This window comes from Pseudomonas sp. GL_103 (assembly GCF_057835175.1).
The window spans coordinates 4,402,679-4,421,622 of sequence record NZ_CM174420.1; the positions used below are offsets into that span (position 1 = coordinate 4,402,679).

Annotated in this window: 5 protein-coding genes and 1 pseudogene; 1 reads left to right on the forward strand and 5 read right to left on the reverse strand. The window is 63.8% G+C overall.

Annotated elements, in window-relative coordinates:
* Positions 1-670 precede the first annotated feature (670 nt).
* Positions 671-847 (reverse strand): annotated as a pseudogene (relB, locus tag AC3IP0_RS19760) (type II toxin-antitoxin system RelB family antitoxin); the annotation flags it as partial.
* 536 nt (positions 848-1,383) lie between these two features.
* Here relB and AC3IP0_RS19765 point away from each other — a divergent pair.
* On the forward strand, positions 1,384-1,743 hold the full coding sequence (locus AC3IP0_RS19765; protein WP_489325697.1) for a DUF6124 family protein: 360 nt from the start codon (positions 1,384-1,386) through the stop codon (positions 1,741-1,743).
* Positions 1,744-1,889: 146 nt separating this feature from the next.
* Here AC3IP0_RS19765 and AC3IP0_RS19770 read toward each other — a convergent pair whose 3' ends face one another.
* The 4 genes from AC3IP0_RS19770 to AC3IP0_RS19785 form a co-directional block, all read right to left on the reverse strand.
* A complete protein-coding gene (locus tag AC3IP0_RS19770) occupies positions 1,890-2,855 on the reverse strand; it encodes an alpha/beta hydrolase (RefSeq protein WP_489325698.1) in 966 nt (321 codons plus the stop codon).
* 93 nt (positions 2,856-2,948) lie between these two features.
* Positions 2,949-14,753, reverse strand: coding sequence for an amino acid adenylation domain-containing protein (locus AC3IP0_RS19775; protein WP_489325699.1), 11,805 nt, complete (start codon positions 14,751-14,753; stop codon positions 2,949-2,951).
* Complete coding sequence (locus AC3IP0_RS19780) at positions 14,750-17,848, reverse strand: non-ribosomal peptide synthetase (protein ID WP_489325701.1); 3,099 nt, start codon at positions 17,846-17,848, stop codon at positions 14,750-14,752. Before AC3IP0_RS19780 ends, AC3IP0_RS19775 begins: the two co-directional genes overlap by 4 nt.
* A gap of 11 nt (positions 17,849-17,859) precedes the next feature.
* On the reverse strand, positions 17,860-18,918 hold the full coding sequence (locus AC3IP0_RS19785; protein WP_489316692.1) for a TauD/TfdA family dioxygenase: 1,059 nt from the start codon (positions 18,916-18,918) through the stop codon (positions 17,860-17,862).
* Positions 18,919-18,944: the final 26 nt, after the last annotated feature.

Consider the following 18,944-nt stretch of genomic DNA (forward strand, 5'->3'; position numbering starts at 1 on the left):
GCTCCTGTAGCCGAGATGCTTTGGTGCTCGCATTGCCAAACCTCGACCGTCAAGAGAGGTGACAGGGGTCGTACAAGAAGGAGATGCTTTCACCTTTCCCAACGGGAGCGAGCGGCGGGCAGCATCAGACCGATGTCGATGATACATAGCCGATAGGGGATGCGGAAGATGGCTCGGCAGAACCCTGTCCGAGGCCTGATGACTATTCCTTCAGGCGTGAAAGTTGCTGAACCACAAATGCCCCGACGGTCACCGCGCTGGCTGCCCATGCGCAAGCCACCTGCCAATGCCTGAGCGGACCGAGCACGTCTCCCATCAGAAAACCGTTTGAAAGCAGAAACAGAAACAATGCGACGGCTGCAAGGGCGATGCGTGGAATCGCCATCAGCCATCGCCACCAGGCACCGGGTTCAAAGCGCCGCGTTCCCCATCGAGTCAACGCTGTCAGCCCTGCAAGCAAACATGCGGCAATGACCAACAAGAGTGGAATGATAAAGAGAGCCAGCATGGGCTCGACTTCTCCGCCGTCCTCGCCGGGCGTGTAGAAGCTTTCTGTCCAGATGTCCCTGCACAGGGCGAAAATCAGATAAATGACTGCGACAGGAGCGATGGGGAATATCAGGCAACTGATGAGGTTTTTTTTAAGATCCATCATTGAATCGTCCTTGGTTTTTTCAGAGCTCCGTTCGATGAGGGCTCGCATATCAGCCATCATCCGATCGTGTGGGACATTCGGGCGCGGGTCGTCTATCGAAGCTTGCACCTTGGCGCGGAACCAACGGTCATGGCTGGCGGCCTGCTCTTCGGTCTCAAGCCCTGAAACGATGGGGGAAAGTTCGGCGCTCATAATGGCCTCCAGAGCCGCTGTCGTCATTGGCAATGATGAATGTCATTGGCTTGGCCGGCCATTGCGTCGCGTCAGATCGTAAGGGCTGTACTTCCGACGGCCAACCGCAATCTTTCGTAGGATTCTTCCTGCCGATTCCGAGGATTTCACGCTCTCTGACAAGGCATGACAGCAGGCTAAAAACCACTCGATAGTGCCTGTTTAAGTGGACTACAGGTTACTTCGTGAAAGCCACAACGCCTTGCGCCGTTGCCTACAGGTACGCCAGAATCCGCTGGCTTGTGCGCCTTGGGGGTCGTCGGTAACTTGAGTCCGTCACTGATTGTCAGTGATCGGGTTTAGTAGCCCGTGGTTACTCAAGGCGCATAGCCCATCAAACAGTCAGGTATCCCATCCCTGCACTTTATGGTGGCTGTGTGCAGGGCGCCCTCGGGCGCGCCGGCTCCTTGGGTCCCCGGTCTACTAACCTGCGCACAGCTACCACCCTTCTTATTAGTAGAGAAGCGGTGGTAGCTCATACTTACAGGACCCAAATCATGTTCAAAGTAACTCCAAATCCGCCGGACTCCGACCCGGCTTCCCCGTACGAAAGCCCCGACTCAAAACAATTCCACGAAGCCGCCGAACGCGCGCTCAATCATTACCTCAACCCGGGCGCCAACATCATGGCCACCCCGCGCACACCCAGCACCATGTTCATCGTCAACCCCGAACTCAGTACCGAAACCCTGCTGGTGCATGCCTGCGAATCCCTTGCGTCGGCCAATGTCATGGCCAACGATCTGGTGGATCATCTGGAGGGGACGAGTCGCAATGCGCTGCTGGTGATTGCGCAGGTGATCATGTTGGGGGAACTGGCGGTGAATCGGGCGCTGGATCGGCTTGATCCGCCCTGACCACAATCTCCAGATCACCGATAGACCTGTGGGAGCGGGCTTGCTCGCGAAGGCGGTGTGTCAGGCAACTTATGTGTCGGCTGAAATATCGCTTTCGCGAGCAAGCCCGCTCCCACAGGGGTACGGCGTCGCTGATCACTAATATGTCAGGCCAGGCTCTCGCTGATCTGCGCCGCCAGTTGCACCAGCATCCCCGGCACTTCCTGGACCATCTCGCCCATGCGCGCAAAGTCGTGGGTCATGCCGGCCTTGACCTCCAGCACCACGGGTTGCCCCGCCGTGCGCAGTTTCTCGGCCCAGGCCAGGCCTTCATCGAGCAACGGATCGTACTCGGCCAGCCACAGCACCGTCGGTGTCAGCCGTTGCAGGTGCTCGGCGTACAGCGGCGAAAAACGCCAGTCGGCGCGGTCCGCTTCAGTGCGTTGGTACTGCTGATAGAACCACTCCAGCGTGGTGGCTTCCAGCAGGTAGCCTTCGGCGAATCGCTCAAGGGACGGGCGTTTTTTTACCGCGTCGATCACCGGGTACAGCAGCACTTGCAAGCGCGGCACCAGCGGCCAGCCCAATGGGTCCTGGGCGATGGCGATGCACAGCGATGCCACCAGGCTGCCGCCGACGCTGTCCCCCGCCAGCGCAATGCGCCTGGCGTCGAGGCCCAAGGCCTTGGCTCCGGTGATGGCCAGCCAACGGGTGATGTCTTCGGCATCGTGGTAAGCGGTGGGAAAACGGTGTTCCGGCGCCAGGCGATAATCCGCCGACAACACGGCAAACTCCCCCGCCAGCGCCAGGCGCCGGCACAGGGTGTCGTGGGAGTCGAGGCTGCCCACCACGTAGCCGCCGCCATGGAAGTACAGCAACACCGGGCGCGACTCACCGTCCGGTTGCGGTTTGGCGTACAGCCGCGCGTTGAGCACATGACCGTCCCGCGCAGGAATGCTGACCGACTTCACCGTCAACGCGCCCGTTGGCGCCGCATCGAGCAATTGCGAAGTCTGTTCGAACTGCTGCCGTGCTTCGCCAGGGCTCAGCCCATGCATGGGTTGGCTTTTGCCGCTGAGCCGGCCGAACTCGGCCAGCTCTAGAAATCCTTCGATGTCCGGGTGCAGTGCCATGGGCGGTAGTCTCCAAAAATAAACAGGCTCGCCCAATAAACGAACCGTGAGGGCCGTTCATTAGGGCGAGCCTGTTTTTGTCGCGGGTTAGCCCTAGAGCTGCGGCACCACCTCCCGACCCAGCGCCGCCACCACAGCGTCCAGGCACTCATCCTGCTGCAGGATATCGAAGTGGCCGGCCGTTACCCTTTGCACCTTGCGCAGCCGTGGTTGCTGACGCTCCAGGGTCGCGCGTTCGGCCGTCGGGTTGCCATCGGCCCACCAGCAATGCAGTTCGGCCTGAGGAATCGGCAGGCTTTCGACCTGCCGCGACAGCGCCTTCAACCGTGTGCTGACCATGAACGTCTGGGCCAACTCGTCGGCGCCGAGCAGCGCGTAACCGCTGGCCTGATCGCTTTGGCTATCGATCACCATGCGAATGATCCGCGTCACGGCGTCGTGGTCCCCCGCCCTCTCGGAATTCAATGCCTGGGCGATCACTGCGTCGTCCATGCCCAAAGTTGCACCTAGGAACTCGGCCAGATCGGCGCGCCACTCATCCGGGCTGGCGACGGCATTGGCCTGGGTCGGCACAAAGCTGTCCACCAGACCGACGAATGCCACCCGCTGGCCCTGTTGTTCGAACAGGTCACTCACCATCAACGCCAACGCCCCGCCCAGCGACCAGCCCAGCAGGTGGTACGGCCCCTGGGGTTGCCGGGCGCGGATCGCCTCGACGTAGTCGGCGGCCATCTGCGCAAGCGAGGTGTCGTGCCACTGCCGGTCGAGCAGCATCCGGCATTGCACGCCGTACACCGTGCGCTCGCCCTCCAGGCGCCGGGCCAATGGCTCGTAGTCGAACACTGTGCCGAAGCCGGCGTGCAGGCAGAACAGCGGCGGCTGATCATTCACCAGCTGGTTGAGCAGCAACAGTGGTTGTGGACTCTGCCGCACGGGCTGTTCATCGACACCGGACAACCCGGCAATCGTCGGCTTGGCCATCATGTCCCGCAGCTTGAGCTGGAAGCCAGGCTCATTCAGGGCGCGGACTTTCGAGATCACCTTGAGGGTGCGCAGCGAATCACCGCCCAACTCGAAGAAGTTGTCGGTGATGCCGACTTTCTCGATGCCCAGCACCTGCTGCCAGATGTCCGCCAGCGCCCATTCCAGCGGCGTGCGCGGGGCCACGTAGTCGCGACCGGTGAAGGCCGGGTCCGGCAAGGCCTTGCGGTCGAGCTTGCCGTTGGGGGTCAGCGGGAAGCGCGGCAGCACCACGACCTGCGTCGGCACCATGTAGTCGGGCAGGCTTTCGCGCAATGCCGCCTGGCAACGCGGGCCGAGGCCATCGTCTTGCTCCGCCACCACATAGCCCACCAATTGCGGCCCCTGCCCGTTGTCACGCACCACCACCAGCGCATCGTTGACCCCGGCCTGCTCGCGCAAACGGGCTTCGATTTCGCCCAGTTCGATGCGGAAGCCGCGCACTTTGACCTGATGGTCGATACGCCCGACGTAATCGAACACGCCATCCTCGCGACGGCGCACCAGGTCGCCGGTGCGGTACAGGCGCCCGCCCTCGGTGCTGAACGGGTCGGCGACGAAGCGCTCGGCAGACTGCCACGGGTGGCGATGGTAGCCGCGCGCGACACCCCGTCCGCCGATGTACAACTCGCCGACCATGCCCACCGGCAGCGGGTTGAGGTCCATGTCCAGCACGTGCAGGCTGCGGGCGCCGACGCGTTGGCCAATCGGCGCGTACATCGCCTGGCAGTGGCCGTCGGCGGCGACTTTCCACAGCAGCGGCGTGACCACGGTTTCCGTCGGGCCGTAGCCGTTGACCAGGTATTGCGGCCTGAGTGTGTGCTTGACCCGCTCGAAGGTTGCGTCCGGCACTGCATCGCCGCCGAAGCAATAGATGCGCACCGGCGGCGGATCACCGCCCTGCAATTCGGCGTGCTCGGCCAGTTGCAGCAGGTACGCCGGCGGGAAGCAGGCGACGCTGATGCGCTGGCGGTGCAGCACCGCCAGGGTCTGTTCGGCGGTCCACAAGGTGTTGTCGCGGATCACCAGGGTCGAGCCGCTGATCAGCGCGGTGATCCAGCGTTCATGGGCACCGTCGAAGGCGAACGACATGAAATGCAGCTCGCGATTGTCCGGGTCCATCTCGTACAGCTCGGCGATGGCTTGCACGTGCATGCTCAATGGCCCATGGGCGACGGCGACGCTTTTCGGCTTGCCGGTGGAGCCCGAGGTGTAGATCAGGTAGGCCAGTTGCTCGGCGTGCACTGCGCGTTGCGGTGCCGGCACCTCGACGTCTAGGTTCAGGCGATCCACTGCGACCATCGCCGTGCCCGGGTTGAGTTGCGCGCTATCGCACAGCCGTTCCTGGGTCAGCAACAGGCGCATGTCGCTGTCGGCCATCATGTAGCGCAGGCGTTCCTGCGGGTATTGCGGGTCCAGCGGCACGTAGGCGGCCCCGCACTTCATCACCGCCAGCAGCGACACCACCAGTTCCAGCGAGCGCTCCATGAACACGCCGATCACGTCTTCGGCCTGCACGCCTTGCTCAAGCAGATGCATCGCCAAAGCATCGGAGCGCCGGTCCAGCTCGGCGTAGCTCAACTGCTCGGCGTCGCGATCGGCATAACTGAGCACCAGCGCCGTGTGCTCCGGTTGCAGTCGCGCTCGCTGACGAATCAGTTCATGCACCGGCGTCTCGTCACCCTCAGCCACCACCGGCAGTTCGCCGTCCAGCGCCCGGCCTTCGTCCAGCGTCAGCAGGCCCAGCTCACCGACGGCGCGCCCGGCGTCGTCGCACAGGCGCTGCATCAGGCTTTCCATGTGGTTGCGCAGCACTTCGACGGTGGCCAGGTCGAACTGATCGCGCTGGTGCATGTACTCGATGCGCAGCCCTTCGTCGAGGCTGACCATCAGGTCCATGGCGAAGCTGGTCAGGCCGAAATCGGAGACGTCCTCGAAGCGCAGCGAATCGCCGTTCCACTCGCGCAGGGTGCGGTCCACCGGCTGGTTTTCGAACACGATGATGCTGTCGAACAACGACTGCCCGCCCTGCCCGGCCCAGCGCTGGATATCGCTGAGCGGGGTTTGCTGGAAGTCGCGGATGTCGAGGTTATAAGCCTGGATCTCCCGCAGCCAGTCACCGACGCTGGCCTCGGTCGGCACCGTGCTGACCACCGGCAAGGTGTTGATGAACAGCCCGAGCATGTTCTCCGAGCCATTGAGAGTCTCCGGGCGGCCGGACACCGTGGCGCCGAAGGCCACCGTGCGCTGGCCGGTGTAGCGCTGCAACAGCAGCAGCCACGCGGCTTGCACCAGAGTGTTGAGGGTCACTTGCTGTTGCTGGGCAAACGCCTGCAAACCCGCAGTCTGCCCGGCGCTCAGGTGCGTGTAGATCGCGTGATAACCCGCTTGCGGCGCCTTGACCGGCAGTGCGCGGGCCAGGTGGGTGGCGCCTTCGAGATTATTGAGTTTGTCTTTCCAGAACGCTTCGCTGGCCTCGGCGACTTGCTGGCCGAGCCAGTCGATGTAGTCGCGATAGGCGGCCACCGGCTCGTGCTCCTCACCGCTGTAATGGCGCAGCACTTCACCGATCAGGCGCGACACGCTCCAGCCGTCCATGAGGATGTGGTGGTAGGTCCAGATCAGGCGATAGCGGTCGTCCTCCAGGCGCACCAGCAACAGGCGTAAAAGCGGCGCGCGGTTCAGCGAGAAGCCGCGTTCGCGCTCCTCGAGGGCCAGTTGGCGGACGCGCCCGGGCTGATTATCCAGACCACGCCAGTCCAGTTCGGTCAGCAGTGACGGCGCATCACGCAGCACCACTTGCAGCGGCTCCTTGTCGCCTTCCCAGAGGAATGCGGTGCGCAGAATCCCGTGACGTCGGGCGGCATCGGCCCAGGCTTCGCGGAAACGCGCGCCATCAACCCCGCGCACGCCCACTTCGATCTGGTTGACGTACAGACCCGAATCGCCGTCCTGCACCGAGTGGAACAGCATGCCCTGCTGCATCGGCGACAGCGGATAAACATCCTCGACTTCGTCCGCCGTCAGTTCCAGCGCCTGATACTGCGCTTCACTCAGTTCGATTTTTGCTGCCGGTTCAACCACAGCCGGTACGGCTTGATCCGCCGTGAGCGGTTGAGCGACCGTGGCCAGTTCGGCGATGGTCGGGTGGCTGAACACGTCCTTGGGGGAAATGCTCAACCCGGCCTTGCGTGCGCGGCTGACGGCCTGGATCGAGACGATGGAATCGCCACCCAGTTCGAAGAAGTTGTCCTGCATGCCAATCTGCGGCACTTCGAACAATGCTTGCCACACTGCTTGCAGCGCTGTTTCCACGGCATTGCGCGGCGCGATGTATTCACGCACTTGCTGATCCGGTTGCGGCAATGCGCGGCGGTCGAGCTTGCCGTTGGGCGTCACCGGCAACCGATCGAGCAGCAGCACGTGGCTCGGCTGCATGTGCTCGGGCAGCGCGTTGCGCAGGTGTTGCTTGAGTGGATCGAGTGCGGCATCACCTGTGACGTAAGCCACCAGTTGCCTGGACTTGCCAACGTCGAGGGCGATCACCACCGCCTCGCGCACCGATGGATGCTCCAGCAGGCAGGCCTCGATTTCCCCCAGCTCGATGCGCAAGCCACGGATCTTCACTTGATGGTCGATGCGCCCGACGTATTCGATCACGCCGTCCTCGCGGTAACGCGCCAGGTCGCCGGTGCGGTACAGGCGCTCGCCCGGCTCACCGAAGGGGCTGGCGACAAAGCGCTCGGCGGTCAGGTCCGGGCGGTTGTGATAACCACGGGCCAGGCCGATGCCGCCCAGATACAGCTCACCCACGCAACCTTGGACCTGCGGTTGCAGGCTCTCGTCGAGGATGTAGGTCACCAGGTTGGCAATCGGATAACCGATCGGCACGCTGAAGCCTCCGTCGTCGACACAGGTCCAGTGGGTCACGTCGATGGCCGCTTCGGTCGGGCCGTAGAGGTTGTACAGGCCAACGTTGGGCAACACGCGGAACAGGCTGTGCTGCAAGTCCGCCGACAAGGCTTCGCCGCTGCACAGGATCTGCCGCAGGCTGGCGCAACGCTCGAAGCCTTCGCCCTGGACAAATGCCTGCAACATCGACGGCACGAAATGCAGGGTGCTGACCTGGTACTGCTCGATCAGGCCGACCAGTTGCGCCGGATCGCGATGGGCGCCCGGTTCGGCCACGGCCAGGCGTGCGCCGGTCATCAGCGGCCAGAAGAACTCCCAGACCGACACGTCGAAACTGAACGGGGTTTTCTGCAAGACGGTGTCGCGCCCGTCCAATGGGTACGCGCCCTGCATCCACGCCAGGCGGTTGTACAAGGCATCGTGACGGTTGGCCGCACCCTTGGGTTTGCCCGTGGAACCGGAGGTGTAGATCATGTAGGCCAGCGATTGCAGCTCGACCACGCAGGGCAGGTTCTCCTCGCTCAGGCCTTCAAGCAATGGCGCCATGTCGTCCAGGCAAATTGCTGTTGTGCCGGCTGGAATCGGCAACTGTTGCAGCAGATGCCGCTGGGTCAACAGCAAGTGCACGCCGCTGTCGTCGAACATGTGTTCCAGGCGTTCGCGCGGGTAGTCCGGGTCCAGCGGCACATAGGCGCCACCGGCCTTCATGATCGCCAGCAGGCCGATCACCAGTTCCAGCGAACGCTCGGCGGCAATGCCCACCAACACTTCGGCGCCGACGCCCTGGCTACGCAGGTAGTGCGCCAGCCGGTTGGCCTGTTGGTTGAGTTCGCGATAGCTGAGGGTCTGGCCGGCAAACACCAGGGCCGGGGCCTCGGGGGTTTGCAGCACCTGGGTTTCGAAGCACTGGTAGACCGGGCGCACATCCGGCCAGGCCTGCGCGGTGCGGTTGAAGCCTTCGACCTGCTGCGCCGTTTGTGCGGTATCGAGCAGGCTCAAGCGCCCCAATGGCTGCTGCGGCGCACGGACCATGGCATCGAGCAACGCCAGCAGACGTGTGCTCAAGCCTTCGATGGCCTCGGCGCTGAACAGCGCCGTGTCGTAGTTGAAACGCAAATCCAGGCATTCACCCAGCTCGGCGGCGATGGCCAGGGGGAAGCTGGTCTGGTCGTGGTTGCTGATGCCGGTGAACTTCAACGCGCTGGCGTTACCCTGCTCCAGCGCTTGCGCCACCGGATAGTTTTCGAACACCAGCAGCGTGTCGAACAGCGCTTCGCCAGAGTGACCGGCCCAACGCTGCACATCCGCCAGCGGCGTGTATTCGACTTCGCGCAACCTGATGTTGAGCGCCTGGACTTCATCGATCCATTGGCTGACCGTGCGCTCGGGGTGCGGTGTGGCGATCACCGGCAAGGTGTTGATGAACAGACCGATCTGCTGCTCTATCCCCTGCAACTCACTCGGACGCCCCGACACCGTGGCGCCGAACGCCACCGTCTGCTGCCCGGTGTAGCGCTGCAACAGCAACAGCCACGCCGCTTGCAGCAGGGTGTTGGGCGTGACGCGGGCCTGACGGGCAAAGCCGCTCAGACGCTCGGTGGCCGCACTGTCCAGGCTCAGGTGCAGGGTGCGATGAGCATCGCCTTGCCCTGCAACCGGTCCCGGCAAGGCCCCGGCCAAACGGGTCGGCTCGGTGAACGACTGCAATTGCTCCAGCCAGAACGCTTCGCACGCGGCGCGATCACGGCTGCCCAGCCAGGTCATGTAATCGCGATAACCGCCAACACTCGGCGCGGGTATGACGCCGGAATACCGCTGCAGCACTTCGCCGAACAACTGCGAAGTGCTCCAGCCGTCGAGCAGGATGTGGTGGTTGGTGAAGATCAGGTGATGAGTGTCGCTGGTGGTCTGCACCAGGGTCAGGCGCAGCAATGGCGCCGCCGTCAGGTCGAAACCGCGCAAACGGTCGTCCTCGGCCAGGCGATCCAGCGCTTCAGTGACCTTGGTTTGATCGCGCCAGTCGAGCACGGTCAACGGCAACGTGGCGTCGGCCAGGATCACTTGCAACGGCCGCGAGCCGTTGCTTTCGTTGAAGAACGCCGCGCGCAGCACTTCATGGCGCTGCAGCGTCTGCTGCCAGGCATCGCGGAACGCCTCGACGTCGAGCCCCTGCACATCCACGCGCATCTGTGGCACGTAGGCCCCGGCATCCGGGGCGAACAGGCTGTGGAACAACATGCCTTGCTGCATCGGCGACAGCGGCAGGATGTCTTCGATCTGGCTGGCCGCCAGCGGCAAGGCATCCAGCTGTGCCTGATCGACGCGCACCAGCGGCACGTCGCTCGGGGTCAACCCGCCGGCACCGCTCAGGCAATGTTCGATCAGCTGTTGCAGTTCCAGGGCGTAGGCATCGGCCAGACGCTGCACGGTCTGCGGGTTAAACACTTCACCGCTGAAGGTCCAGCTCAGGCGCAGTTGCCCGGCGTAGACCTGACCGTTGATGCTCAGGCCCCGGTCCAGTTCGGCCGATGCGCCCTGCTCGGCGCCACCGCTTTCCCGGGCCGGGCGCCATGGCGCCTGTTCGTCGAAGCTGGCGTCGAACTGGCCCATGTAGTTGAAGGTGACCTGCGGCGACGGCAGATCCTCAAGGCCTGCGTCGGCCAGATAGCGCAGGATGCCGAAACCGATGCCTTTGTCGGGCACGGCGCGCAGCTGTTCCTTGACCGCTTTGATGCTGCCGGCCAGATCAGTGGCCGGGGTGAGTTTCACCGGGAAAATCGAAGTGAACCAGCCCAGGGTGCGGGTCAGGTCGATGTCGTCGAACAGGTCTTCGCGGCCGTGGCCTTCCAGTTTCACCAGGGTCGAAGTTTGACCGGTCCATTGGCCCAGCGCCCGCGCCAGCGCCGTCAGCAACAGGTCGTTGACCTGGGTGCGGTACGCCGCGGGAGCGTCCTGCAACAGCTGCCGGGTCAAGGTGCTGTCGAGCAGCGTTTCCACGCTCACGGCATGCTCGCTGGCCAGACTGCCTTGGGGGTTGTCGGCGGGCAGTTCAACTTGCACGTCGCGGAACTGGTCTTGCCAGTAAGCGGCTTGGCTGACCAGCTCAGCACTTTGCGTATGAGATTGCAGACGAGCGGCCCAGGCCTGATAGGCGCTGGTTTTCGCTGGAAGACGCAGGGGTTGAGCTTGCTGCGCTTGTTGATACGCGGTTTGCAAATCTTCCAGCAGCAATCGCCAGGACACGCCGTCCACCGCCAGGTGATGCACCACCAGCAACAGCCGCTGACCGGCCGCGCCCATGTCCACCAGCAAGGCGCGCAACAGCGGGCCGTCCTGCAGATTCAGGCTGGCTTGCGCGGCGTTGCACAGCTCAAGCAATTCATCGGTATTGGCGGCCTGGCGCTGCCACAGCACCTCGTCGCTGTTCCACTGCTCGGCTTGAGCCTGCTGCCAGACGCCGTCGACATTACGCAAACGCAGGCGCAATGCATCGTGATGCTCCACCAACACAGCCAAGGCCAGTTGCAGGCTGGCGCTGTCCAGCGGCTCGCGCAGTTCCAGCAGCAACGACTGGTTCCAGTGATGACGGGCTTCGATGTCCTGCTCGAAGAACCAGTGCTGGATCGGCGTCAGCAGTACCTCGCCACGCACCGGCCCCTGATCGATCACCAATCCGGCGCTGCGTACCGCGACCTTCGCCAGGCTCTGTACGGTCTGGTGCTGGAACAGATCCCGGGGGGCGATGCGAATCCCGGCCTGACGCGCGCGGCTGACGACTTGAATCGAGATGATCGAGTCGCCGCCCAGCTCAAAGAAGTTGTCGTCGATGCCCACGCGCTCAAGCTTGAGCACGTCTTGCCAGATCGCCGCCAGCTCGGTTTGCAGCTCATCCATTGGTGCCGTGTACGCCTGCTGCGCCAGCGCTGCGTCGGGCTTGGGTAATGCAGCGCGATCGAGTTTGCCGTTGCCGGTCAGCGGCCATTGGTCGAGTTTGATCAGGTGCGCCGGCACCATGTAATCCGGCAAACCGGCCTGCAAATGTTCGCGCAGGGACTGGCGCAGATCGCTGTCGTCGCCGGTCGCGGTGAACCACGCGACCAACTGCTGGCTGCCATTGACCTCGGGCGCCAGCACCAGCGCCTGTTCGATGGCCGGATGGCTTTGCAGGCGATCCTGGATTTCCCCCAGTTCGATGCGGAAACCACGGATCTTCACCTGATGGTCGATACGACCGGCGTACTCGATGCTGCCATCGGCGCAGTACCGCGCCAGATCGCCGGTGCGGTACAGGCGCGCGCCCGACTCGGCGGCGAAAAGGTCCGGGACAAACCGCGTGGCGGTCAGGTCGGCACGCTGGTGATAGCCGCGAGCAAGGCCGGCACCGCCGACGTACAACTCTCCGACGCAGCCCTTGGCCACCGGGTTCAGGCGCGGGTCGAGCACGTACCAGCGCAGATCGGCGATCGGCTCCCCCAGCGGCGAGCTGTTGGCGCCATCGAGGTCGGCGCGGGACAGCGGTCGATAGGTCACGTGCACCGTGGTTTCGGTGATGCCGTACATGTTGATCAGCAACGGCTGCCGGTCATCGAAGGCGTCGTACCACGGACGCAGGCTGGCCACGTCCAGCGCCTCGCCGCCGAACACCACGCAGCGCAGGGCCATGCCTTGCGCGTTGGCGCAGGCGAACGGCATCAACTGGCGGAAGGCCGAGGGAGTCTGGTTGAGTACGGTGATGCGCTCGTCACGCAGCAAGCGGGCGAAGTCCTCCGGGGAGCGGCTGACCGCGTGGGGCACCACCACCAGTTTGCCGCCGTAGAACAACGCGCCAAAGATTTCCCACACGGAAAAGTCAAAGGCATAGGAGTGGAACAGGCTCCACACATCCTGCTCATTGAAACCGAACCAATGTTCGGTGGCGCTGAACAGCCGCGTCAGGTTGCTGTGGGGCAGCAGCGTGCCTTTCGGTTTGCCGGTGGATCCGGAGGTGTAGATGACGTAGGCCAGGTTTTCTGGAGCGGTCAGGTTCGGCAGGTTGTCGGCACTGGCCTCGGACAGCCAGTCGCTGCCGTGATCGAGGCAGATCACTTCGATGCCTTCGTTCAATGGCAGGCGCGGCAACAGTGCGGAATCTGTCAGCAACAAGCGCGTGCCGCTGTCGGCGAGCATATAGGCCAGGCGATCCTGCGGGTATTGTGGGTCCAGCGGCACGTAGGCGCCGCCGGCCTTGAGGATCGCCAGCAGGCTGACGATCATCTCCAGCGAACGCTCCAGGGCGATGCCCACCAACACGTCCGGCCCGACGCCGCGCTCGCGCAGGCGATGGGCGATGCGGTTGGCGCGGCGGTTCAGTTCGGCGTAAGTGAGGGTGACGCCGTCGCAGGTCACGGCGATGTTGTTCGGGTGCGCGGCGGCCTGGGCCTCGATCAGTTGATGGGCGCACAACAGGTTCGCCTGATCGCTGTTCAACCCGGCAGTGCTATTCCAGTCGAGCAAGGTCGCCTGCAGTTCGGCGGCGTCGAGCATGCACAGGTCCGCCAGGGCAACCGTGCTGTCAGCGCAAATCGCCTGCAACAGGTTCAGCCAGTGCCGGCCGAGGCGCTCGATGGTCGAGGCGTCGAACAGTTCGGTGGCGTAGACGAACGACGCGTGGATGCCCTCGTCGCCCTCGACGGTGTCGAGCATCAGGTCGAACTTGGTGGTTTTCTCATCCCAGATCAGCGGTTCGACGCCCAGCCCCGGCAGGCCCCAGCGTTGCGGGCCGCCACTGTCGCGCTGGTGGTTGAACATCACCTGGAACAGCGGCGTGTGGCTCAGGCTGCGCTCCACGCCCAGGCCATCGACCAGTTGCTCGAAGGGCAGGTCCTGATGGGCCTGTGCGCCGAGTGCCGCGGCCTTGATCTCGGCCAGCAATTGCCCAAACGGCTGGTCGGCCCGTGGCTGGCTGCGCAACACCTGGGTGTTGACGAAAAAGCCCAGGAGGTTTTCCACGTCCTGGCGGGTGCGGTTGGCAATCGGCACGCCGACACGGATGTCCTGCTCGCCGCTGTAGCGGTGCAACAGCGTCTGCAGTGCCGCCATCAACAGCATGAACAGGGTGCAGCCTTCGCGGCGGGCAAGATCACGCAGTTGAGTGGTCAACGCGGCAGGGATATCCAGCTCGACGCTGGCACCCTGCTGACTCGGGATCGCCGGGCGACGACGGTCAGTCGGCAAGTTAAGTGGCGGATGCTCGCGGCCCAACTGTTCGCGCCAGTAATCGAGTTGGCGCTCGGCCTCGCCGGCCTCCAGCCACAGGCGCTGCCAGCGGGCGAAGTCGGCGTATTGAATGTCCAGTTCCGGCAGTTGCGGGGCCTGCCCGGCACTGAGCTGCGCATAGAGCCGGGTGAACTCCTGCAACAGGATCGGCAGCGAGCCGCCGTCGGTGACGATGTGGTGGAAAGTCAGCACCAGCACATGTTGCTGCGCATCGAGGCGGATCAAGCGGCAGCGCATCAACGGGCCGTGCTGCAGGTCGAACGGTTGCTCGGCATTGAGGGCGATCTGCCGTTGCAGGTCGACCTCGTCGCCAGCGCTGACTTCAACCAGCGGCGCATCCATCCGTGGGTGAATCTTTTGCAGCACTTGCTGCTCATCGAAAACGAAGGTGGTGCGCAGCACTTCATGACGCTGCACCAGCGCGTCCAGGGTCTGCGCCAGCGCCTCAGGGTTGAGCTCGCCGTTCAGGCGGAAGGCACCGGTCAGGTTGTAGGCCGTGGCCTGGGGCTGCATCTGCCAGAGGAACCACAAGCGCTGCTGCGCGTAGGACGCCGGCAGCGTGTCGACGCCGCGGTCCCGGGGCGGGATCGGCAGCAGTTCCAGGGTCAGCCCCTGGGCGTGCATCTTCTGTTGCAACGCACGCCGGGCGTCCGCGCTCAAGCCGCAGAAACGCTGGGCCAGGGTCATCATTCTGTCCGGTGCAGCACTCATCGCGCGTGTTCCTCATCCACTTCATCGAACAACGCTTCGAGGGCGTCTACATCGTTTTCTTTATGTTCACTGTGCTCACGGAACTGCTCGATCTGCGCCGCCAGCCGTTCCAGGGTGTCACCGTCGAAAAACAGCTTGAGCGGGATCGCCAGGTTCAGTTCTTCCTGAATCCGCGCACGAATGCGCGTGGCCAGCAGCGAGTGCCCGCCGAGTTCGAAGAAGTTGTCGTGCACGCCGACGCGCTCGACGTGCAGCGCTTCGGCCCAGATCGCCGCCAGGGTTTTTTCCAGGTCGTTGCGCGGCGCGATGAAGACGCTGCGGCGCACATCGAGATCGAGCAAGGCCTGGCGATTGAGTTTGCCGTTGGGCATCAGCGGGAAACGCTCCAGCACCTGCAAGCGCGCCGGTTGCAGGTGCTCGGGCAGCGCTTCGGCCAGATGGCTGCGCAATTCGTTGAGGCGGATGTCGGCGGTGTCGGTCGGGGACACCACGAAGCCCAGCAATTGCGGGCCGGTCGGGGTTTCCCGGGCAATCACGGCGGCGTCTTCGATGCCCGGCGCGTTGCGAATGGCCGACTCGATTTCCCCCAGCTCAATGCGGAAGCCACGGATTTTCACCTGGTGATCGACCCGGCCCAGATACTCCAGCACGCCATCGGCGCGATAACGCGCCAGGTCACCGGTGCGGTACAGGCGCTGGCCCGCCGCCTTCGCGAACAAGTCCGGGACAAAACGCTCGGCGGTCAGCGTGGCCCGTTGCAGATAACCCCGGGCAATGCCGGCACCACCGACGTACAACTCACCTTCGACGCCCACGGCCACCGGTTGCAGGTCCGGGCCGAGCACGTGGAGGCGCATGCCGGCAATCGGCTGGCCGATCGGGATGCTGTCATCGTCCTGATCAAGCGGCAGCTCCCAGGCCGAACACCACACGGTGCCTTCGGTCGGACCGTATTCGTTGACCAGCGCCACCCCCGGCAATGCCTCGCGATGTCGCTGCACCAGTGCATTGCCGCAGGCTTCGCCGGCGACGATCACACAGGCCAACGCCTGACGGTCGAGGTGCTCGAGAATCTGCGCGTGGTAGGACGGCAGGGTCAGGTAATGGGAAATCTCTTCGCACTGGATCAACTCGGCCAGTCGGGCCGGATCCTTGTAGCTGTCTTCATCCGGCAGGCACAGGGTCGCGCCCTGCCCCAGCGCCCAGAAAACCCCGGCCACCGAGCTGTCGAAAGAGAACGACGAGAGCATCAGGAATGCCCGCAGCGGCTGGCGATAGAAAGCGTTGCGCGCCAGGGTCGAGGCCACGGCGTTGGCATGGCTGATCATCACGCCCTTGGGCTTGCCGGTGGAACCGGAGGTGTAGATGACGTAGGCCAGGTTGGCGCTGTCGCCCTGTGGCTCAGGCCGGTTTGGCGCGGCGGACCAGACTTCGGCCCCAGGCATCAGGGACATTGTCCGCTCACTGCGTAATGCATCCGGCAGCGCCTGGCAGGCCAGCACATGGCGCGCGCCGGTATCGGCGAGCATGAACGCCAGACGTTCGATCGGGTAGTTCGGGTCCAGCGGCAAGTACGCAGCGCCGGCCTTGAGCGTGCCCAACAGGGCGATGACCATTTCCAGCGAGCGTTGGCCGTAGACCGCCACGATCTGGTCCGGCGCCACGCCTTGAACACGCAGGGTATTGGCCACCTGGTTGGAACGCGCATCCAGTTCGGCGTAGGTCAGACGCTGACCGTTGACGCTTACGGCGATGCGTTGCGGATGCAAACGCGCCTGTTCGTTGAACAATTCTTGCAGGAAGCGGCACGGCAATGCCTGTTCGGTCGCGTCCGGGTTGAAGCCTTCGATCAGGCGAGTCCGTTGCGCAGCACTCAACAGATCAGCCTGACCCAGGGTCAATTCGGGCGACGCCAGTAGCTGGCGGCTGAACTCGACAAACTGCTCCAGCCATTCGGCCAGCATCGATTCCGGCAGCGCACCGTCAAGGCACGACAACTGCAACTGATCACCCTGCACCCGCAGGCGCAGGACTTCGGGGTTGCCGTCGTCCACCTCGATAGCGCTTTCAATCACGGCCTGATAGACGAAGCCGTAACGCAGCGGCGCGGTGCCTTCGGCGCTCAGTTCGAATTCATTGAGGCAATCGAGCCACGACAGCGACTGTTCGACGCTGGCGGCAAACGCCACCAGCGCTTGCGCCAGGGTCTGCTGGCTGCGGTGCTCGAAGGCCACCGGCAAGCGTCGGGCGAAGCGTCCGAGGGTGGCGATGGTTTGTTCGTTGCGACCCTCCACCTCCCAGCCCATCAGCAGCTTTTCCTGATGGCCGATGCGCGCAACGAATGCAGTCCACAGCAACAGCGCCAATTGCTCTGCCTCAACGCCCGTTTCGGCAGCGACCCGTTGCACGCCCGCCAACCATGGGGCGTCAATCAACCTTGCCTGACGACGAGCCAGTGTGACCTCGACGGCTCGTTCGAACGGCAAGCGATGGGCCACCGCGAATTGCTGTTGCAGGTTGCGCCAGAACGCCGCGCCCTGGTGGCCGATGTCTTCCTCGCGCAGTTCTTCCTGCCATGCGCTGTAGTCCAGGTATTGCAACGCGTCCTCGTCGTCGCCCAGGGTTTCACCACGCAGCAGACTGCCCAGTTCACTCGCCAGCACCCGCAACGATGCCTCGTCGAAGCTGCATGCCGGGGCCAGCAAGGAGATGAAAGTCTGCCCTGCTCCGTCTTCGACCTGCGCCACCACCAGCGCCTGATTCGAATCTTCAACCATGACTTCACGGCTGCGGCTCAAGGCCTCGGCCACCGAAGGCTGGTTGCCCAGCAGCGTGACCGGTAGCGCATCGCACAGGCTTTGCACCGGCCACTTCATGCCCGGCAGGCGGCGGTACAGCGTGCGCAGGATTTCATGGCGCTGGCCGAGGGTTTCCAGTGCCCTGCGCAACGCCTGAGCGTCCACTGGCCTGGCGACCGGCAGCGTCAGGGTGGCGAACAGCGGCCGTGCGCCCAGTTCCTGGGCACGCAAATAAAAGGCCTGCTGGGCCGAAGTCTGGAATACGTCTACCGAAGGTTCGAGGGCGGTGGTGTTCATGTCGGGTGTCCTTATTCCTGATCCAGGTCGGCGCTTTTCTGCGCGATGGCCATGGCCGTGAGGATTTTTCTGTAGCCGGTGAACTCGTTGCGCGCATGCACGCTGAGGATGTTGTCGAGCAGCACCACGTCGCCCTTCTCCCAGGCGAACTCGACCATCACCTCGCGGTAGATGCCTTGCAGGTGGCGAATCACATCGTCGGGAATCGGCGAGCCGTCGCCGAAGAAGGTGTTTTGCGGCAGGTCCTGCGGGCCGAATTCACGCAGCAGGTTGTCGCGGATGCTGTCCGGCAGGGTCAGTGCGTTGAAAAAGGTGCCGTGGTTGAACCAGATGCGCTCGCCGTTCAGTGGATGACGCACGATGGCCGGGCCGTTCTGCCGGGTGCGCAGGCGGTTGCCCGGTTTCCACTCGGCCTGGATGCCGATTTTCGCGCAGTAGGCCTCGACTTCGCCGCGATCCTCGCTCTGGAACACGGTCTGCCATGGCAGGCCCATGCCGTCGCCGTAGTTGCGCACGTACTGAATGCGTTTGCGCTGGAATTCCTCGCGCACTGCCGGGTCGATCCGCGCCAGAATCTGGCGGGTATCGCCGAACGGCGTTTCGCCGCCGGTGGCCGACGGCGTGTCGCAGTAGAAATACAGGTGACGCGGGAACACCGGCGAATACGAGTGTTCGTTGTGCGGGAAGATTTTTTCCGGCGCCGGGTAATCGGTGGAGCTGTAGATCTTGAACTGACCGCTGATCTGGGTCCGTGGCGAGGCGCGGAACAGGTACTCCAGGGCACCGCCGGAAATGCCGTCGACGCAGCGGTTGAACTCGCCGATATCGGCCACCTGGAAGCCACGGAACAGGATCACCGCGTGTTCCAGCAGCTTGCTTTCGATCAGCGTGCGATTCTGGGTCGCCCATTCCGCCAGGCTAACGCCGGACACGGCCGGACGGCACACCAGCGGCATGCTCAGGCCTTCGAACAGCGGCGCAAAACTCACCAGCCGCGTCGGATCGGTGGACAGGCTTTTGCGGGCACCACGACCCATCTTGGGAATGGACTTGGTCGTTGAAACGGTCATAAACCCCTCCAGAAAATAATGACGGC

What these genes read in the sequence shown, in the direction of transcription:
- AC3IP0_RS19765 (WP_489325697.1), top strand. Translation starts at nt 1,384, where the DNA reads ATGTTCAAAGTAACTCCAAATCCGCCGGACTCCGACCCGGCTTCCCCG.
- AC3IP0_RS19770 (WP_489325698.1), bottom strand. Translation starts at nt 2,855, where the DNA reads ATGGCACTGCACCCGGACATCGAAGGATTTCTAGAGCTGGCCGAGTTC.
- AC3IP0_RS19775 (WP_489325699.1), bottom strand. Translation starts at nt 14,753, where the DNA reads ATGAGTGCTGCACCGGACAGAATGATGACCCTGGCCCAGCGTTTCTGC.
- AC3IP0_RS19780 (WP_489325701.1), bottom strand. Translation starts at nt 17,848, where the DNA reads ATGAACACCACCGCCCTCGAACCTTCGGTAGACGTATTCCAGACTTCG.
- AC3IP0_RS19785 (WP_489316692.1), bottom strand. Translation starts at nt 18,918, where the DNA reads ATGACCGTTTCAACGACCAAGTCCATTCCCAAGATGGGTCGTGGTGCC.